This window comes from Streptomyces sp. JLSY215, assembly GCF_059682825.1.
This window is the reverse complement of the sequence record NZ_CM185022.1, coordinates 2195452-2209331: the sequence shown is the minus strand read 5'-3', so window position 1 is coordinate 2209331 and position 13880 is coordinate 2195452. Positions and strand designations below refer to the sequence as shown.

Below are 13880 nucleotides of genomic sequence, written 5' to 3'. Positions count from 1 at the left end.
CTGTTCACTGCAGTACGCCGGGCACCGGACGTTCACATCCGGGCCCGCACGTCCACACCCCCATGTCACCCCGCATTGAAGCGTGTTGACCCGCGTGCGACAACACCCGATGCTCCTCAACAGCATCCGGATGCGCTCCTCTCACCCCCTCACCCCCCGTCTCGGGAGGAACGCCATGACCCGTGCTCCCCACGCACGTCACGCGCGCCGCAGATGGTTGTCGGCAGCGGCGCTCACCGCCGCCGCTTTCACGGCGCTCACCACGCTTCCCGCAGCGGCCGTCTCGGCGGCCACGCCCCCGGCGCACGCCGCCACCAGGAAAGCGGCCGCCGCCAACCGTCTCGACATCGCGATGCAGGCCCAGGAGAGGACCAACTGGTGCTGGGCCGGCTCCGGCAACACCATCGCGGCCTGGTACGGCCGGAATTACAGCCAGAACCAGTTCTGCAACGCCGCCTTCGGCCGCCAGCAGAACACGGCCTGCCCCAACAATCAGGCCACGCTCGGCAATGTGCAGAACGCATTCGACTGGATGGGCATCAACTCCGGCTCGTATGTGACCGGCTATCTGCGCTACGGCACCGTGCAGAGCGAGATCAACGCCAACCGGCCCGTCGAGACCCGCATCGAGTGGGCCTCCGGCGGCGGCCATATGCACGTCATCTACGGCTTCGACACCGCCGACAACTGGGTCTACTGGGGCGACCCCTGGGCCGACAACAGCCGCTACAACTGGGGCGACTACGACTACTACGTCAACGGCAACTCCTTCTCCTGGACGCACTCCCTCTACCGGATAGGAGCCTGAGGCCATGCCGAAGCACACCGCTCGCGCCGCCTTGCGCGCCGCCGCCACGGGAACGTTCGCCGCCGCGCTCCTCGGCTCCGCCCCGTACACCGCGCGGGCCGCCGAGGCTCCCGCGGCCCCCGAGGCACCGCCCCGCGCGGCCGTCGCCGCCGCCCACGAGGCGGCCAGCGCGCCCGCGACGCTGGACACCCTCACCCGGTTCTTCGCCCACGCGCCCGGTGCCGCCCGCGCCGCCGCCCCGGGCCGGGCGCACATCGAGGGTGACACCGTCCCCGTGTACGTCCTGTCCCCGGACTTCGTCCGCGGCAAGGCCCACGCCCCCGTGGCCCGCCTGGAGTTCCTCGCCAGCAAGGCGGTCGCCGCCGACGGGCGGACGGCCTCGGTGTGGACGGTGCGGCGCGGCGCCGTCTGGAAGGTCGTCAACATCGCCGACGGGGACGACGAGACCCGTTACGCGGCCGCCGCCGGCCGGGCCGGGACGGTTTTCCAGGAGCCGCAGATCGACGCCTGGTACGTACAGCGCGGCGACCGCATCGAGCCGCTGGACCCGGACGCCAGGAAGGCCGTCGGGGCGCACGGCAGCACCGTCGCCGCCTATCAGGAGCGGGTGGCGAAGGCGTACGGCGACAAGCTCCCCGGCTCCGCGTACGACAAGCGCGGCGCGGCCGGGGGGTACGGGCCGGCGGCCACCGCCCGGAAGGACGCGCCCGCCATGGCGGGCTCCGGCGGGGAGCTCGCCGGGGCCGAGGCGCCGGCGGACGGCGGCATCCCGGCCGCCGCCTGGACGGCCGCGGCCGTCGCCCTGCCGGCGCTCGGCCTCTGCGGCGCCGCGGCGCTGAGGAGGCGGCGCAGCGGCTGACGGAAGCGCGGCTTCCGCCCCCCACCCCACCCACACACCCTCCCCCGCCCCCACCCTGCCCTCCCCCCGAAGGGGGGAGGGCAGGGTGACGGGGGGTGGGGGCGGGGGCGCGCCCTGTGCCCGCGGACCGCCCCGCCCGGTGCCCGCCCCGCACCCGCCGGGCCCCGTCCAGCCCCGCCTTGCCCCGTCCCCGTACCCGCCCTGCCCCACCCCCCCGCCCGGATCGCTCCGCCGACCGTGAATGTCAGTGGCGGTCAGTAGGGTGGTGGTCATGGCAGACCCCAGCAGCTATCGACCCAAGCCGGGACAGATCCCCGACTCGCCGGGGGTCTATAAGTTCCGCGACGACCACGGCCGGGTCATCTACGTGGGCAAGGCGAAGAGCCTGCGCCAGCGCCTGGCCAGCTACTTCCAGGATTTGGCCGGCCTCCATCCGCGTACGCGCACGATGGTCACCACCGCGGCTTCGGTGGAGTGGACCGTGGTCTCCACGGAGGTGGAGGCGCTCCAGCTGGAGTACAGCTGGATCAAGGAGTTCGATCCCCGTTTCAACGTCAAGTACCGCGACGACAAGAGTTATCCGTATCTCGCGGTGACCCTCAACGAGGAGTTCCCGCGGGTGCAGGTGATGCGCGGCGCCAAGAAGAAGGGCGTGCGCTATTTCGGTCCCTACGGCCATGCCTGGGCGATCCGTGAGACCGTCGATCTGATGCTGCGGGTCTTTCCGGTACGCACGTGCTCCGCCGGTGTCTTCAAGCGCTCCGCCCAGATCGGCCGGCCTTGTCTGCTGGGCTATATCGGCAAGTGCTCGGCGCCGTGCGTCGGCCGGGTCTCCGCGGCGGAGCACCGCGAACTCGCCGAGGAGTTCTGCGACTTCATGGCCGGCCGTACGGGCGCCTACATCCGCCGTCTGGAGCGGCGGATGCAGGACGCGGCGGAGGAGATGGAGTACGAGCGCGCCGCCCGGCTGCGTGACGACATAGGTGCGCTGAAGCGGGCCATGGAGAAGAGCGCCGTGGTGCTCGCGGACGCCACCGACGCCGATCTGATCGCCGTCGCCGAGGACGAACTCGAGGCGGCCGTCCAGATCTTCCATGTCCGTGGCGGGCGGGTGCGCGGCCAGCGCGGCTGGGTCACCGACAAGGTGGAGGCCGTCACGACCGCGGGTCTTGTCGAGCATGCCCTCCAGCAGCTCTACGGCGAGGAGCGGGGCGATGCCGTGCCCAAGGAGGTCCTGGTCCCGGCGCTGCCCGAGCCCGTCGAGCCGGTCCAGGAGTGGCTGGCCGGCCGCCGGGGCTCCCAGGTCTCGCTGCGCATCCCGCAGCGCGGCGACAAGAAGGACCTGATGGCCACGGTCCAGCGCAATGCCCAGCAGGCCCTGGCCCTGCACAAGACCAAACGCGCGTCGGACCTGACGACCCGCTCGCGGGCTCTGGAGGAGATCGCCCGGTCGCTGGGGCTCGATACGGTGCCGCTGCGCATCGAGTGTTTCGACATCTCCCATCTGCAGGGTGAGGATGTCGTCGCGTCGATGGTGGTCTTCGAGGACGGTCTCGCCCGGAAGAGCGAATACCGCCGTTTCCAGATCAAGACCTTCGAGGGGCAGGACGATGTCCGCTCCATGCATGAGGTCATCGGCCGCCGCTTCAAGCGCTATCTCCAGGAGAAGCAGAAGTCGGGGGAGTGGACGGAGGAGGCGTCCGCCGGGGCTCCCCTGGAGGACGACGGCGCGCCCGAGGCGATGGCCGGCCGCCCCACCGACGAGGACGGCCGTCCCAAGCGGTTCGCCTATCCGCCGCAGCTGGTGGTCGTCGACGGCGGTGCCCCGCAGGTGGCGGCCGCCCGCCGTGCCCTGGACGAGCTGGGTATCGATGACGTCGCGGTCTGCGGCCTGGCCAAGCGTCTGGAGGAGGTCTGGCTGCCCGATGACGACGATCCGGTGGTGCTGCCGCGCAGCAGCGAGGGGCTCTACCTCCTCCAGCGGGTGCGTGACGAAGCGCACCGCTTCGCCATTACGTATCAGCGCAGCAAGCGCACCAAGCGGCTGAAGTCCTCGCCGCTGGATGCCGTCGCGGGCCTGGGGGAGACCCGCCGGCAGGCGCTGCTCAAGCACTTCGGTTCGCTCAAGAGGCTGCGGGCCGCCACCATCGACGAGATCTGCGAGGTTCCGGGCGTCGGCCGCAAGACCGCGGAGACGGTTGCGGCGGCGCTGGCCGGGGCGGCGCCGTCCGCTCCGGCGGTGAACACCGCCACAGGAGAGATCATTGAGGATGACGGGGTCCCCTCGGCCGCGTTGTCAGCAGAACGGGGGCAGGACCGATGAGCGCAGAGCACGACATGCAGGAAACCGAGAAAGACGGTGCACAGGTGAGTACGGGCACGACCGACCAGGGCGAGAGCGCCGCGATCCCCGAGCTGGTGATCATCTCCGGCATGTCGGGGGCGGGCCGGAGTACGGCCGCCAAGTGCCTGGAGGACCTCGGCTGGTTCGTCGTCGACAACATCCCGCCCGAGCTGATTCCGCCGATGGTCGAGCTGGGCGCCCGTTCCCAGGGCAATGTCGCCAAGATCGCCGTCGTGGTGGATGTCCGCGGCCGTCGTTTCTTCGCCAATCTCAAGGAGTCCCTGGCGACCCTCGACGCGCAGAACGTCAAGCGCCGCATCGTCTTCCTGGAGTCCTCCGACGAGGCCCTGGTGCGCCGCTTCGAGTCGGTGCGCCGCCCGCATCCCCTCCAGGGCGACGGCCGGATCGTCGACGGCATCGCCGCCGAGCGCGATCTGCTGCGTGAGCTGCGCGGCGACGCCGACCTGGTCATCGACACCTCCAGCCTCAACGTCCATGAGCTGCGCGCCAAGCTGGACGCCCAGTTCGCCGGCGAGGAGGTCCCCGAGCTGCGGGCCACGGTCATGTCCTTCGGCTTCAAGTACGGCCTTCCGGTCGACGCCGACATGGTCATCGACTGCCGTTTCATCCCCAACCCGCACTGGGTCCCGGAGCTGCGCCCCTTCACGGGCCTGAACGACGAGGTCTCCGACTACGTCTTCAACCAGCCCGGCTCCAAGGAGTTCCTGGACGGCTACGCGGAGCTGCTGCGCATCGTCGCCGAGGGCTACCGCCGTGAGGGCAAGCGCTATGTGACCATCGCGGTCGGCTGTACGGGCGGTAAGCACCGCAGCGTCGCCATGTCCGAGAAGCTGGCCCGCCGCCTGGTGACCGAAGGCGTCGAAACGGTCGTCGTTCACCGGGACATGGGGCGCGAATGACCGGCCGTACACCGCGGCTGCGCCGCGTCCGCAGATTCGTCCCCGGCGGCCGTACGGCGAAGAAGGGCGCCACCCCGAAGGTGGTGGCGCTCGGGGGCGGCATGGGGCTGTCCGCGTCGCTCGCCGCGCTGCGCCGGATCACCGGCGATCTGACGGCGGTCGTCACGGTCGCCGACGACGGCGGCTCCAGTGGCCGGCTCCGCGATGAGCTGGGGGTGCTGCCGCCGGGTGATCTGCGCAAGGCGCTGGCGGCGCTGTGCGGCGACGACGAGTGGGGCCAGACCTGGGCCCGGGTGATCCAGCACCGTTTCCAGTCCGAGGGCGAGCTGCACGACCACGCGGTCGGCAATCTGCTGATCGTCGCGCTGTGGGAGCAGCTCGGCGATCATGTCCAGGCGCTCGACCTGGTCGGCAAGCTGCTCGGCGCGCAGGGCCGGGTGCTGCCCATGTCGGCGGTGCCCCTGGAGCTCCAGGCGCAGGTGAGGGGCCATGACGTGGCCCGTCCGAGCGAGGTCGGCACGGTCCGTGGTCAGGCCACCGTCGCGCTCACCCGCGGCGAGGTGCTCTCGGTGCATGTGGTGCCCGAGGACCCGCCGGCCGTTCCCGAGGCGGTCGCCGCGGTGCGCGATGCGGACTGGGTGGTGCTGGGCCCCGGCTCCTGGTTCTCGTCCGTCATCCCGCATCTGCTGGTGCCGGAGCTGCGCGAGGCCCTGGAGGAGACCAAGGCCCGAAAGGTCCTTTCGCTCAACCTTGCTCCGCAGCCGGGCGAAACCGATGGCTTCTCACCGCAGCGTCATTTGGAGGTTTTGGCCCGACACGCCCCTAAACTCGCCTTCGACGTGGTGCTGGCCGACAAGGCCGCCGTGCCCGACATCGATGGTCTGACGGTTGCCGCCAAGCAGCTGGTGGGCAGCGAGGTCGAGCTGGCTGCGGTCGCCGCACAAGGAGACGACGCCCGGCCGAGTGCCGGGCCGCCGCCCGACCGGCACGACCCGGAGCTGCTGGCAGCCGCGTACGACCGTATTTTTCGGATGCATGGAAGGATCGGCCCATGGCGATGACGGCTGCGGTGAAGGATGAAATCTCCCGGCTCCCCGTCACCCGGACCTGCTGCCGGAAGTCGGAGGTCTCGTCGATCCTGCGGTTCGCGGGTGGTCTGCACCTGGTCAGCGGCCGCATTGTGATCGAGGCGGAGCTGGACACGGGCATCGCCGCCCGGCGGCTGCGCAAGGACATCCTGGAGATCTTCGGACACTCCTCCGACCTGGTGGTGATGGCCCCCGGCGGTCTGCGGCGCGGCAGCCGCTATGTCGTACGGGTCGTGGCCGGCGGCGATCAGCTGGCCCGGCAGACCGGTCTGGTGGACGGCCGCGGCCGGCCCATCCGCGGGCTGCCACCGCAGGTGGTCTCCGGCGCGACCTGCGATGCGGAGGCGGCCTGGCGCGGCGCCTTCCTGGCCCATGGTTCGCTCACCGAGCCCGGCCGCTCCTCGTCCCTGGAGGTCACCTGCCCCGGGCCCGAGGCGGCGCTGGCGCTGGTCGGCGCGGCCCGCCGGCTGGGCATCGGCGCCAAGGCCCGCGAGGTGCGTGGGGTGGACCGCGTTGTCGTCCGTGACGGTGATGCGATCGGCGCGCTGCTGACGCGGCTGGGTGCCCATGAGTCGGTGCTGGCGTGGGAGGAGCGGCGGATGCGCCGCGAGGTGCGGGCCACCGCCAACCGTCTCGCCAACTTCGACGACGCCAACCTCCGTCGTTCGGCGCGCGCCGCGGTCGCGGCCGGTGCCCGGGTCCAGCGGGCGCTGGAGATCCTCGGCGAGGAGGTTCCCGAGCATCTCGCGGCGGCCGGCCGACTGCGCATGGAGCACAAGCAGGCCTCCCTGGAGGAGCTGGGTGCCCTCGCCGATCCGCCGTTGACCAAGGACGCCGTCGCCGGCCGGATCCGCCGCCTCCTGGCGATGGCCGATAAGCGCGCGCAGGATCTCGGCATCCCGGGCACCGAGTCCAACCTCACCGAGGAGCTGGCCGAGGGCATGGTCGGCTGACTTTCCGTGCCTCAAGCGCCCCTGGCGTCCCCTCGCACTCTCACGTCACCACCGAATCGGTGTCGTCGGCGGAAGTGCGGAACGGGGTTGCCGGGGGCGCTCGTTTGAGACCATGGAAGCGCTTTTGTCAATGTCACGTACGTCTCTCTTTGGGGGTAGGGTCGGAGGCGGTCGGGGACATCCCATACAGCTCGCCGGTATCTGCGCCGGCGTACCAACGAGGAGATCGGTTCGTGACGATCCGCGTAGGCATCAACGGATTCGGCCGCATTGGTCGTAACTACTTCCGCGCGCTCCTGGAGCAGGGTGCGGACATCGAGATCGTCGGTGTCAACGACCTGACCGACAACGCCACCCTGGTCCACCTGCTCAAGTACGACACCATCCTGGGCCGTCTCAAGCAGGACGTCAGCCACACCGACGACAGCATCACGGTCGGCAACCAGACCTTCAAGACGATGGCCGAGCGCGACCCGGCCAACCTCCCCTGGGCCGAGCTCGGCGCCGACATCGTCATCGAGTCGACCGGCATCTTCACCAAGAAGGCCGACGCCGAGAAGCACATCGCGGCCGGCGCCAAGAAGGTCCTGATCTCCGCGCCCGCCAAGGACGAGGACATCACGATCGTGATGGGCGTCAACCAGGACAAGTACGACGCGGCGAAGCACCACGTCATCTCCAACGCCTCCTGCACCACCAACTGTGTGGCGCCGATGGCGAAGGTTCTCGACGAGAACTTCGGCATCGTCAAGGGCCTGATGACCACGGTCCACGCGTACACCAACGACCAGCGCATCCTGGACTTCCCGCACAGCGACCTGCGCCGCGCCCGCGCCGCCGCGGAGAACATCATCCCGACCTCGACGGGTGCCGCGAAGGCCACCGCCCTGGTCCTCCCGCAGCTCAAGGGCAAGCTGGACGGTATCGCCATGCGCGTGCCCGTCCCCACCGGCTCGGTCACCGACCTGGTCCTGGAGCTGGACCGCGAGGTCACCAAGGACGAGATCAACACCGCCTTCCAGAAGGCCGCCGAGGGCCAGCTCCAGGGCATTCTCGAGTACACCGAGGACCCGATCGTCTCCTCGGACATCGTGAACTTCCCGGCCTCCTGCACCTTCGACTCGAAGCTGACGATGGCTCAGGGCAAGCAGGTCAAGGTCGTCGGCTGGTACGACAACGAGTGGGGCTACTCCAACCGCCTGGTCGACCTGACCACCTTCGTCGGCGGCCAGCTCTGATCTCTGGCGGACAGCCGAGGCACCCAGATGTGAGGACGGGGCTCGTAGGGCGCGATGATGCGTCGTACGGGCCCTGTCCCGTGACCGACCTACCAACGGAGTCACTCCGCATGAAGACGATCGACGACCTCGCCTCCGAGGGCGTGGCGGGCAAGCGGATCTTTGTCCGCGCCGACCTGAACGTGCCGCTCGACGGCACCACCATCACCGACGACGGCCGGATCCGCGCCGTCGCCCCGACGATCGCCAAGCTGGCCCGGCTCGGCGCCAAGGTGATCGTCGCCTCCCACCTGGGCCGTCCCAAGGGCGCCCCGGACCCGGCGTTCTCGCTGGCCCCCGCGGCGAAGCGGCTGGGTGAAATCCTCGGTCAGGATGTGGCGTTCGCCACCGACACGGTCGGCGATTCCGCCGGGTCCGTGGTCGCGGGCCTGGCCGACGGCCAGGTGGCCGTGCTGGAGAACCTCCGCTTCAACGCGGGCGAGACCAGCAAGGACGACGCCGAGCGCGGCGCCTTCGCCGACCGGCTCGCCGCCCTGGCGGACCTGTACGTGGGCGACGGCTTCGGTGCCGTGCACCGCAAGCACGCCTCCGTCTTCGACCTGCCCCAGCGCCTTCCGCACGCCGCCGGCGACCTGATCGCCACCGAGGTCGGCGTCCTGAAGAAGCTCACCGAGGACGTCCAGCGCCCCTACGTCGTCGTGCTCGGCGGCGCCAAGGTCTCCGACAAGCTCGCGGTCATCGACCAGCTGCTGGAGAAGGCCGACCGCATCCTGGTCGGCGGCGGTATGGCGTACACCTTCCTCAAGGCCAAGGGCCACGAGGTGGGCATCTCGCTGCTGCAGGAGGACCAGGTCCCGGCGTGCCTGGAGTACCTGGCGCGGGCCGAGAAGCGCGGTGTGGAGTTCGTCCTCCCCGTCGACGTGCTGGTTTCGGCCGAATTCCCGGACCTGAAGACCAAGGCCCCGGCCAACCCCGAGGTCGTCGCCTCGGACGCCATTCCGTCCGACCAGGAGGGCCTGGACATCGGCCCGAAGACCCGCGAGCTCTACGCCGCGAAGCTCGCCGACGCGGGCACGGTCTTCTGGAACGGCCCGATGGGCGTCTTCGAGCACCCCGACTACGCGAACGGCACCAAGGCCGTCGCGCAGGGGCTGCTGGACTCGGACGCCTTCACCGTCGTCGGCGGCGGTGACAGCGCCGCCGCGGTCCGGCTGCTGGGCTTCGACGAGAATGCTTTCGGCCACATCTCGACCGGTGGCGGCGCCAGCCTCGAATACCTCGAAGGCAAGACGCTGCCCGGCCTCGCCGCACTGGAGGACTGAACAAACGTGACTGCTCTCACCAACGGCCGTACTCCGCTGATGGCGGGCAACTGGAAGATGAACCTCAACCACCTCGAGGCCATCGCCCACGTCCAGAAGCTCGCCTTCGCGCTCAACGACAAGGACTTCGACGCCGTAGAGGTCGCCGTCCTGCCGCCCTTCACCGACCTGCGCTCGGTGCAGACGCTGGTCGACGGCGACAAGCTCAAGATCAAGTACGGCGCCCAGGACGTCTCGGCGCACGACTCCGGTGCCTACACCGGTGAGATCTCCGGCCCGATGCTGGCCAAGCTCAAGTGCACCTACGTGGCCGTCGGGCACAGCGAGCGCCGCCAGTACCACGGCGAGGACGAAGAGATCTGCAACGCCAAGGTCAAGGCCGCTTTCCGCAACGGCCTCACCCCGATCCTGTGCGTCGGTGAGGGCCTGGACGTCCGCAAGGCGGGCAACCAGGTCGCGCACACCCTCGCCCAGGTCGACGGCGGCCTGAAGGACGTCCCGGCCGAGCAGGCCGAGACGATCGTGATCGCCTACGAGCCGGTGTGGGCCATCGGCACCGGCGAGGTCGCCACCCCCGAGGACGCACAGGAGGTCTGCGGTGCGATCCGCGGCCGCCTCGCCGAGCTCTACAGCCAGGAGCTGGCCGACAAGGTCCGCATCCAGTACGGCGGCTCGGTCAAGTCCGGCAATGTCGCGGCGATCATGGCGCAGCCCGATGTCGACGGTGCGCTGATCGGCGGCGCGGCGCTGGACGCGGACGAATTCGTGAAGATCGTCCGCTTCCGCGACCAGTAGCAGCTATGACGACGGGCCCGGCCCGTCGTACCCTGTCGGGGCCGGGTCCGGCGTTCAGTGCGCCGTCCGGCCCCGCACCATTTCAACCAGTCCCAGAGAGTTGGTCCAGCCGTGGTCATCGGGTTCTCGATCGCCCTCATCGTCTTCAGCGTGCTGCTGATGATGCTGGTGCTCATGCACAAGGGAAAGGGTGGCGGTCTGTCCGACATGTTCGGTGGCGGTATGCAGTCCTCGGTCGGCGGCTCCTCGGTCGCCGAGCGGAACCTCGACCGCATCACCATCGTGATCGGTCTGCTGTGGTTCGCCTGCATTGTGGTCCTCGGCATTCTGATGAAGCTCGGCAACTGACATACCGTCGAAGGCGCGGCCTATCATGAGGGCGGCGTCCTTGGACGGGGTGGTAACTCCTGTCACTGGACGCGCGTTGGGCCTTACATAGACTGGAGCGCCCGCAGCGCAGCTGCTGTTAGATGCTTGCAGCACCATTACGCAGGGAGTTACGACCGTGGCAAGTGGCAACGCGATCCGAGGAAGTCGGGTCGGAGCGGGGCCGATGGGGGAGGCCGAGCGCGGCGAGTCCGCGCCGCGCATCCGCATCTCCTTCTGGTGCTCCAACGGGCACGAGACGCAGCCCAGCTTCGCCGGTGACGCACAGGTGCCGGACACCTGGGACTGCCCGCGCTGTGGATTCCCGGCCGGCAAGGACCGGGACAGCCCGCCGGACCCGCCGCGCACCGAGCCGTACAAGACCCACCTCGCCTATGTCCGGGAGCGCCGCAGCGACGCCGACGGTGAGGCGATCCTCGCGGAGGCGCTGGCGAAGCTCCGCGGCGAGATCTGACGCGCCCGCACCCGCGATGTCCGGCCCGGCCGGAGGGAAGACCCCTCCGGCCGGGCCGTTTGCGTGGCCCGGGGGCCGTGCCGGCCCCGGTGCCGTCGCGTCGGCAACCCGTACGCAAGACGCCCGACGGTCCGCCGTTCACCAGGGGACAGATACCTCATACCGCGCCCTGATCAATTAGGTTGGGAGCCGGCGGGGTGCCGGTACGAGACGAAGAAGGCTGATGTCCGAGATGAACGCAGAAAGCCGCAACAGGCTCGACCAGATGCCTGAGTGGACCGCGTTGAGCAAGCACCGCGAGCAGTTGGGGGAGGTGCATCTGCGCGAGCTGTTCGACCGCGACCCGGCCCGTGCCGAGCGGTACACCCTCCAGGTCGGCGATCTGCACCTGGACTACTCCAAGCACCTGGTCACCGACGAGACGCTGCGGTTGCTGGGCGACCTGGCGGCGGCGACCGGTGTCGCCGCCCTGCGGGACGCCATGTTCCGCGGCGAGAAGATCAACATCACCGAGCGGCGGTCGGTGCTGCACACCGCGCTGCGCGCGCCGGAGTCGGCGGTCATCGCGTCCGACGGCCACAACGTCGTCCCCGCGGTGCATGCTGTGCTGCTCAAGATGCAGGTCTTCGCCGACCGGGTGCGCTCGGGCGACTGGAAGGGCCACACCGGACGCCGTATCAAGACGGTCGTCAACATCGGTATCGGCGGCTCGGACCTGGGCCCGGCGATGGCGTACGAGGCGCTGCGCGCCTACACCCACCGGGACATGCAGTTCCGCTTCGTGTCCAATGTGGACGGAGCCGATCTGCACGAGGCGGTACGGGACCTGGACCCGGCCGAGACGCTGTTCGTCATCGCGTCGAAGACCTTCACCACCATCGAGACCATCACCAACGCCACGTCGGCCCGCAATTGGCTGCTGACCGGGCTGCGCGCGGATCAGGACGCGGTCGCCAAGCACTTCGTGGCGCTGTCGACCAACGCCGAGAAGGTGGCGGAGTTCGGCATCAACACGGACAACATGTTCGAGTTCTGGGACTGGGTCGGCGGCCGCTACTCGTTCGACTCGGCGATCGGCCTCTCGCTGATGATCGCGATCGGCCCGGAGCACTTCCGCGAGATGCTGGCCGGTTTCCATCTCGTCGACGAGCACTTCCGCACGGCCCCGCCGCAGGAGAACGCCCCGCTGCTGATGGGCCTGCTGGGCATCTGGTACGGCAACTTCTTCGGCGCCCAGTCGCATGCCGTGCTGCCCTACAGCCACTATCTCTCCCGGTTCACCGCCTACCTCCAGCAGCTGGACATGGAGTCCAACGGCAAGTCCGTGGACCGCGACGGCAATCCGGTGGGCTGGCAGACCGGCCCGGTCGTCTGGGGCACGCCCGGTACGAACGGCCAGCACGCCTACTACCAACTGCTCCACCAGGGTACGAAGATGATCCCGGCCGACTTCATCGGCTTCGCGGAGCCGGTCGCCGATCTGCAGCCGGGCCTGGTGGCGCAGCACGATCTGCTGATGGCCAATCTCTTTGCGCAGGGCCAGGCCCTCGCGTTCGGCAAGACGCCCGAGGAGGTGCGCGCCGAGGGGGTGGCCGAGGAGCTGGTGCCGCACAAGACCTTCAAGGGCAACCACCCCACCACCACGATCCTGGCCAAGGAGCTCAGCCCGTCCGTGCTGGGCCAGCTGATCGCGCTGTACGAGCACAAGGTGTTCGTCCAGGGCGCGGTCTGGAACATCGACTCCTTCGACCAGTGGGGCGTGGAGCTCGGCAAGGTGCTCGCCAAGCGGGTGGAGCCCGCGCTGACGGAGGGCGCGGACGTGCCGGGGCTGGACGCCTCGACGGCCGGTCTGGTCGCCAAGTACCGGGCGCTGCGCGGGCGCTGACCGCCTGGTAGCGGGTCGCACTAGGATCCCCCGGACGATCATCGATGCAGGTGCGTTCGGGGGAGACGGCCATGACGGGAGTGCGGCGCGGCGGGGGCATACGGTCCAGGGCGGGCCTGCTGTGGCCGCGGCAGGCGGCCTGGACGGTGTTCCAGCCCGGCTGGATCCCGCCGGCGGACGACCCGCTGGTGGAGCGGCTCAAACGGGTGCGGGTCATCGCGGGGATGATCGTGGCGAGCGGTGTCTACACCTTTGTCGCACGGGACTTCGACGGCAAGGAAGCGCTGGAGAACCTGCTCGTCGCCTGTCTGGTCCTGCTGGTCATCGCCCCGCTGACCGTCGGGGTGATGCTGATGGTCTGGCGGCGCCGCGGACCGCTGCGGCCGCTGGTGCCCGCGCTGATCGGCTCGTTGCAGCTGCTGCTGTACTTCGTGGGCTCGGCGGCCCTGGCGCTGCTGCTCCTGCCGGCCGGGGTGCAGTTCCTGGTCCTCGCCCCGCTGATCCCGTGGCTGCTGTGGTTCCTGTGCGTCGCGGCGGTCCGGGTCAACAGCAACTTCTTCGGTACCGCGGCCGTGCACCGTGCCCTGCCGCCGGTCCTGGCGTCCGTCACGTCCTGGCTGACGGCGGTCCCGGATCTGGTGACCGGTGATCTGCACGGCCTCGGGCTGACGCTGGGAGTGCTCTTCATCCTCGGGGCGCCCGTGCTGGTCACCTGTATCGCCGTACTGGAGATGCACCGGCTGTGGCGTTTCCACGGCGTCCGGCTGCTGGACCACCCGGGGGCGCCGCAACGCCCGTACGGGGGCAGCGATCCCCGCTCCTAGGGC

Annotated in this window: 13 protein-coding genes; all 13 read left to right on the top strand. The window is 69.8% G+C overall.

The window, feature by feature from the left end; genetic code table 11:
* Positions 1-175 precede the first annotated feature (175 nt).
* The 13 genes from AC5677_RS09955 (at position 176) to AC5677_RS09895 (ending at position 13877) form a co-directional block, all read left to right on the top strand.
* The gene (locus AC5677_RS09955) at positions 176-808 is read left to right on the top strand and encodes a papain-like cysteine protease family protein (protein ID WP_497194655.1); all 633 of its coding nucleotides are present in this window, start codon (positions 176-178) and stop codon (positions 806-808) included.
* Positions 809-812: 4 nt separating this feature from the next.
* Positions 813-1667, top strand: a complete 855-nt coding sequence (locus AC5677_RS09950; RefSeq protein WP_497194654.1) for a hypothetical protein — start codon at positions 813-815, stop codon at positions 1665-1667.
* A 271-nt stretch (positions 1668-1938) separates the two neighbouring features.
* Entirely contained in the window at positions 1939-3990 is a 2052-nt protein-coding gene (gene uvrC / locus AC5677_RS09945) for an excinuclease ABC subunit UvrC (protein ID WP_497194653.1), read from the top strand.
* Positions 3991-4004: 14 nt separating this feature from the next.
* A complete protein-coding gene (rapZ, locus tag AC5677_RS09940) occupies positions 4005-4931 on the top strand; it encodes an RNase adapter RapZ (RefSeq protein WP_497196565.1) in 927 nt (308 codons plus the stop codon).
* Positions 4928-5992, top strand: coding sequence for a gluconeogenesis factor YvcK family protein (locus AC5677_RS09935; RefSeq protein WP_497194652.1), 1065 nt, complete (start codon positions 4928-4930; stop codon positions 5990-5992). The genes rapZ and AC5677_RS09935 overlap by 4 nt, the downstream gene beginning before the upstream one ends.
* Positions 5983-6972: a DNA-binding protein WhiA gene (gene whiA, locus AC5677_RS09930; RefSeq protein WP_018091880.1), complete on the top strand. Its 990-nt coding sequence runs from the start codon at positions 5983-5985 to the stop codon at positions 6970-6972. The genes AC5677_RS09935 and whiA overlap by 10 nt, the downstream gene beginning before the upstream one ends.
* Positions 6973-7205: 233 nt before the next feature.
* Complete coding sequence (gene gap / locus AC5677_RS09925; RefSeq protein WP_497194651.1) at positions 7206-8210, top strand: type I glyceraldehyde-3-phosphate dehydrogenase; 1005 nt, start codon at positions 7206-7208, stop codon at positions 8208-8210.
* Positions 8211-8320: 110 nt separating this feature from the next.
* Complete coding sequence (locus AC5677_RS09920) at positions 8321-9532, top strand: phosphoglycerate kinase (RefSeq protein WP_497194650.1); 1212 nt, start codon at positions 8321-8323, stop codon at positions 9530-9532.
* 39 nt (positions 9533-9571) lie between these two features.
* Positions 9572-10327 carry a triose-phosphate isomerase gene (tpiA, locus tag AC5677_RS09915; protein ID WP_497196564.1) on the top strand — a complete coding sequence of 252 codons (756 nt, stop codon included), beginning with the start codon at positions 9572-9574 and terminating at the stop codon, positions 10325-10327.
* 111 nt (positions 10328-10438) lie between these two features.
* Positions 10439-10675: a preprotein translocase subunit SecG gene (gene secG, locus AC5677_RS09910; protein ID WP_497194649.1), complete on the top strand. Its 237-nt coding sequence runs from the start codon at positions 10439-10441 to the stop codon at positions 10673-10675.
* Between the two features lie 157 nt (positions 10676-10832).
* Positions 10833-11168, top strand: a complete 336-nt coding sequence (locus AC5677_RS09905) for an RNA polymerase-binding protein RbpA (protein WP_016578660.1) — start codon at positions 10833-10835, stop codon at positions 11166-11168.
* A 232-nt stretch (positions 11169-11400) separates the two neighbouring features.
* Positions 11401-13053: a glucose-6-phosphate isomerase gene (gene pgi / locus AC5677_RS09900; protein WP_497194648.1), complete on the top strand. Its 1653-nt coding sequence runs from the start codon at positions 11401-11403 to the stop codon at positions 13051-13053.
* A gap of 71 nt (positions 13054-13124) precedes the next feature.
* Positions 13125-13877, top strand: coding sequence for a hypothetical protein (locus tag AC5677_RS09895; protein WP_497194647.1), 753 nt, complete (start codon positions 13125-13127; stop codon positions 13875-13877).
* The last annotated feature ends 3 nt before the right edge of the window (positions 13878-13880 follow it).

Excerpts from the sequence above, each read along its gene's own strand:
- AC5677_RS09955 (WP_497194655.1), top strand. The coding sequence starts at position 176 with ATGACCCGTGCTCCCCACGCACGTCACGCGCGCCGCAGATGGTTGTCG.
- AC5677_RS09950 (WP_497194654.1), top strand. The coding sequence starts at position 813 with ATGCCGAAGCACACCGCTCGCGCCGCCTTGCGCGCCGCCGCCACGGGA.
- uvrC (WP_497194653.1), top strand. The coding sequence starts at position 1,939 with ATGGCAGACCCCAGCAGCTATCGACCCAAGCCGGGACAGATCCCCGAC.
- rapZ (WP_497196565.1), top strand. The coding sequence starts at position 4,005 with ATGCAGGAAACCGAGAAAGACGGTGCACAGGTGAGTACGGGCACGACC.
- AC5677_RS09935 (WP_497194652.1), top strand. The coding sequence starts at position 4,928 with ATGACCGGCCGTACACCGCGGCTGCGCCGCGTCCGCAGATTCGTCCCC.
- whiA (WP_018091880.1), top strand. The coding sequence starts at position 5,983 with ATGGCGATGACGGCTGCGGTGAAGGATGAAATCTCCCGGCTCCCCGTC.
- AC5677_RS09920 (WP_497194650.1), top strand. The coding sequence starts at position 8,321 with ATGAAGACGATCGACGACCTCGCCTCCGAGGGCGTGGCGGGCAAGCGG.
- tpiA (WP_497196564.1), top strand. The coding sequence starts at position 9,572 with ATGGCGGGCAACTGGAAGATGAACCTCAACCACCTCGAGGCCATCGCC.
- pgi (WP_497194648.1), top strand. The coding sequence starts at position 11,401 with ATGAACGCAGAAAGCCGCAACAGGCTCGACCAGATGCCTGAGTGGACC.
- AC5677_RS09895 (WP_497194647.1), top strand. The coding sequence starts at position 13,125 with ATGACGGGAGTGCGGCGCGGCGGGGGCATACGGTCCAGGGCGGGCCTG.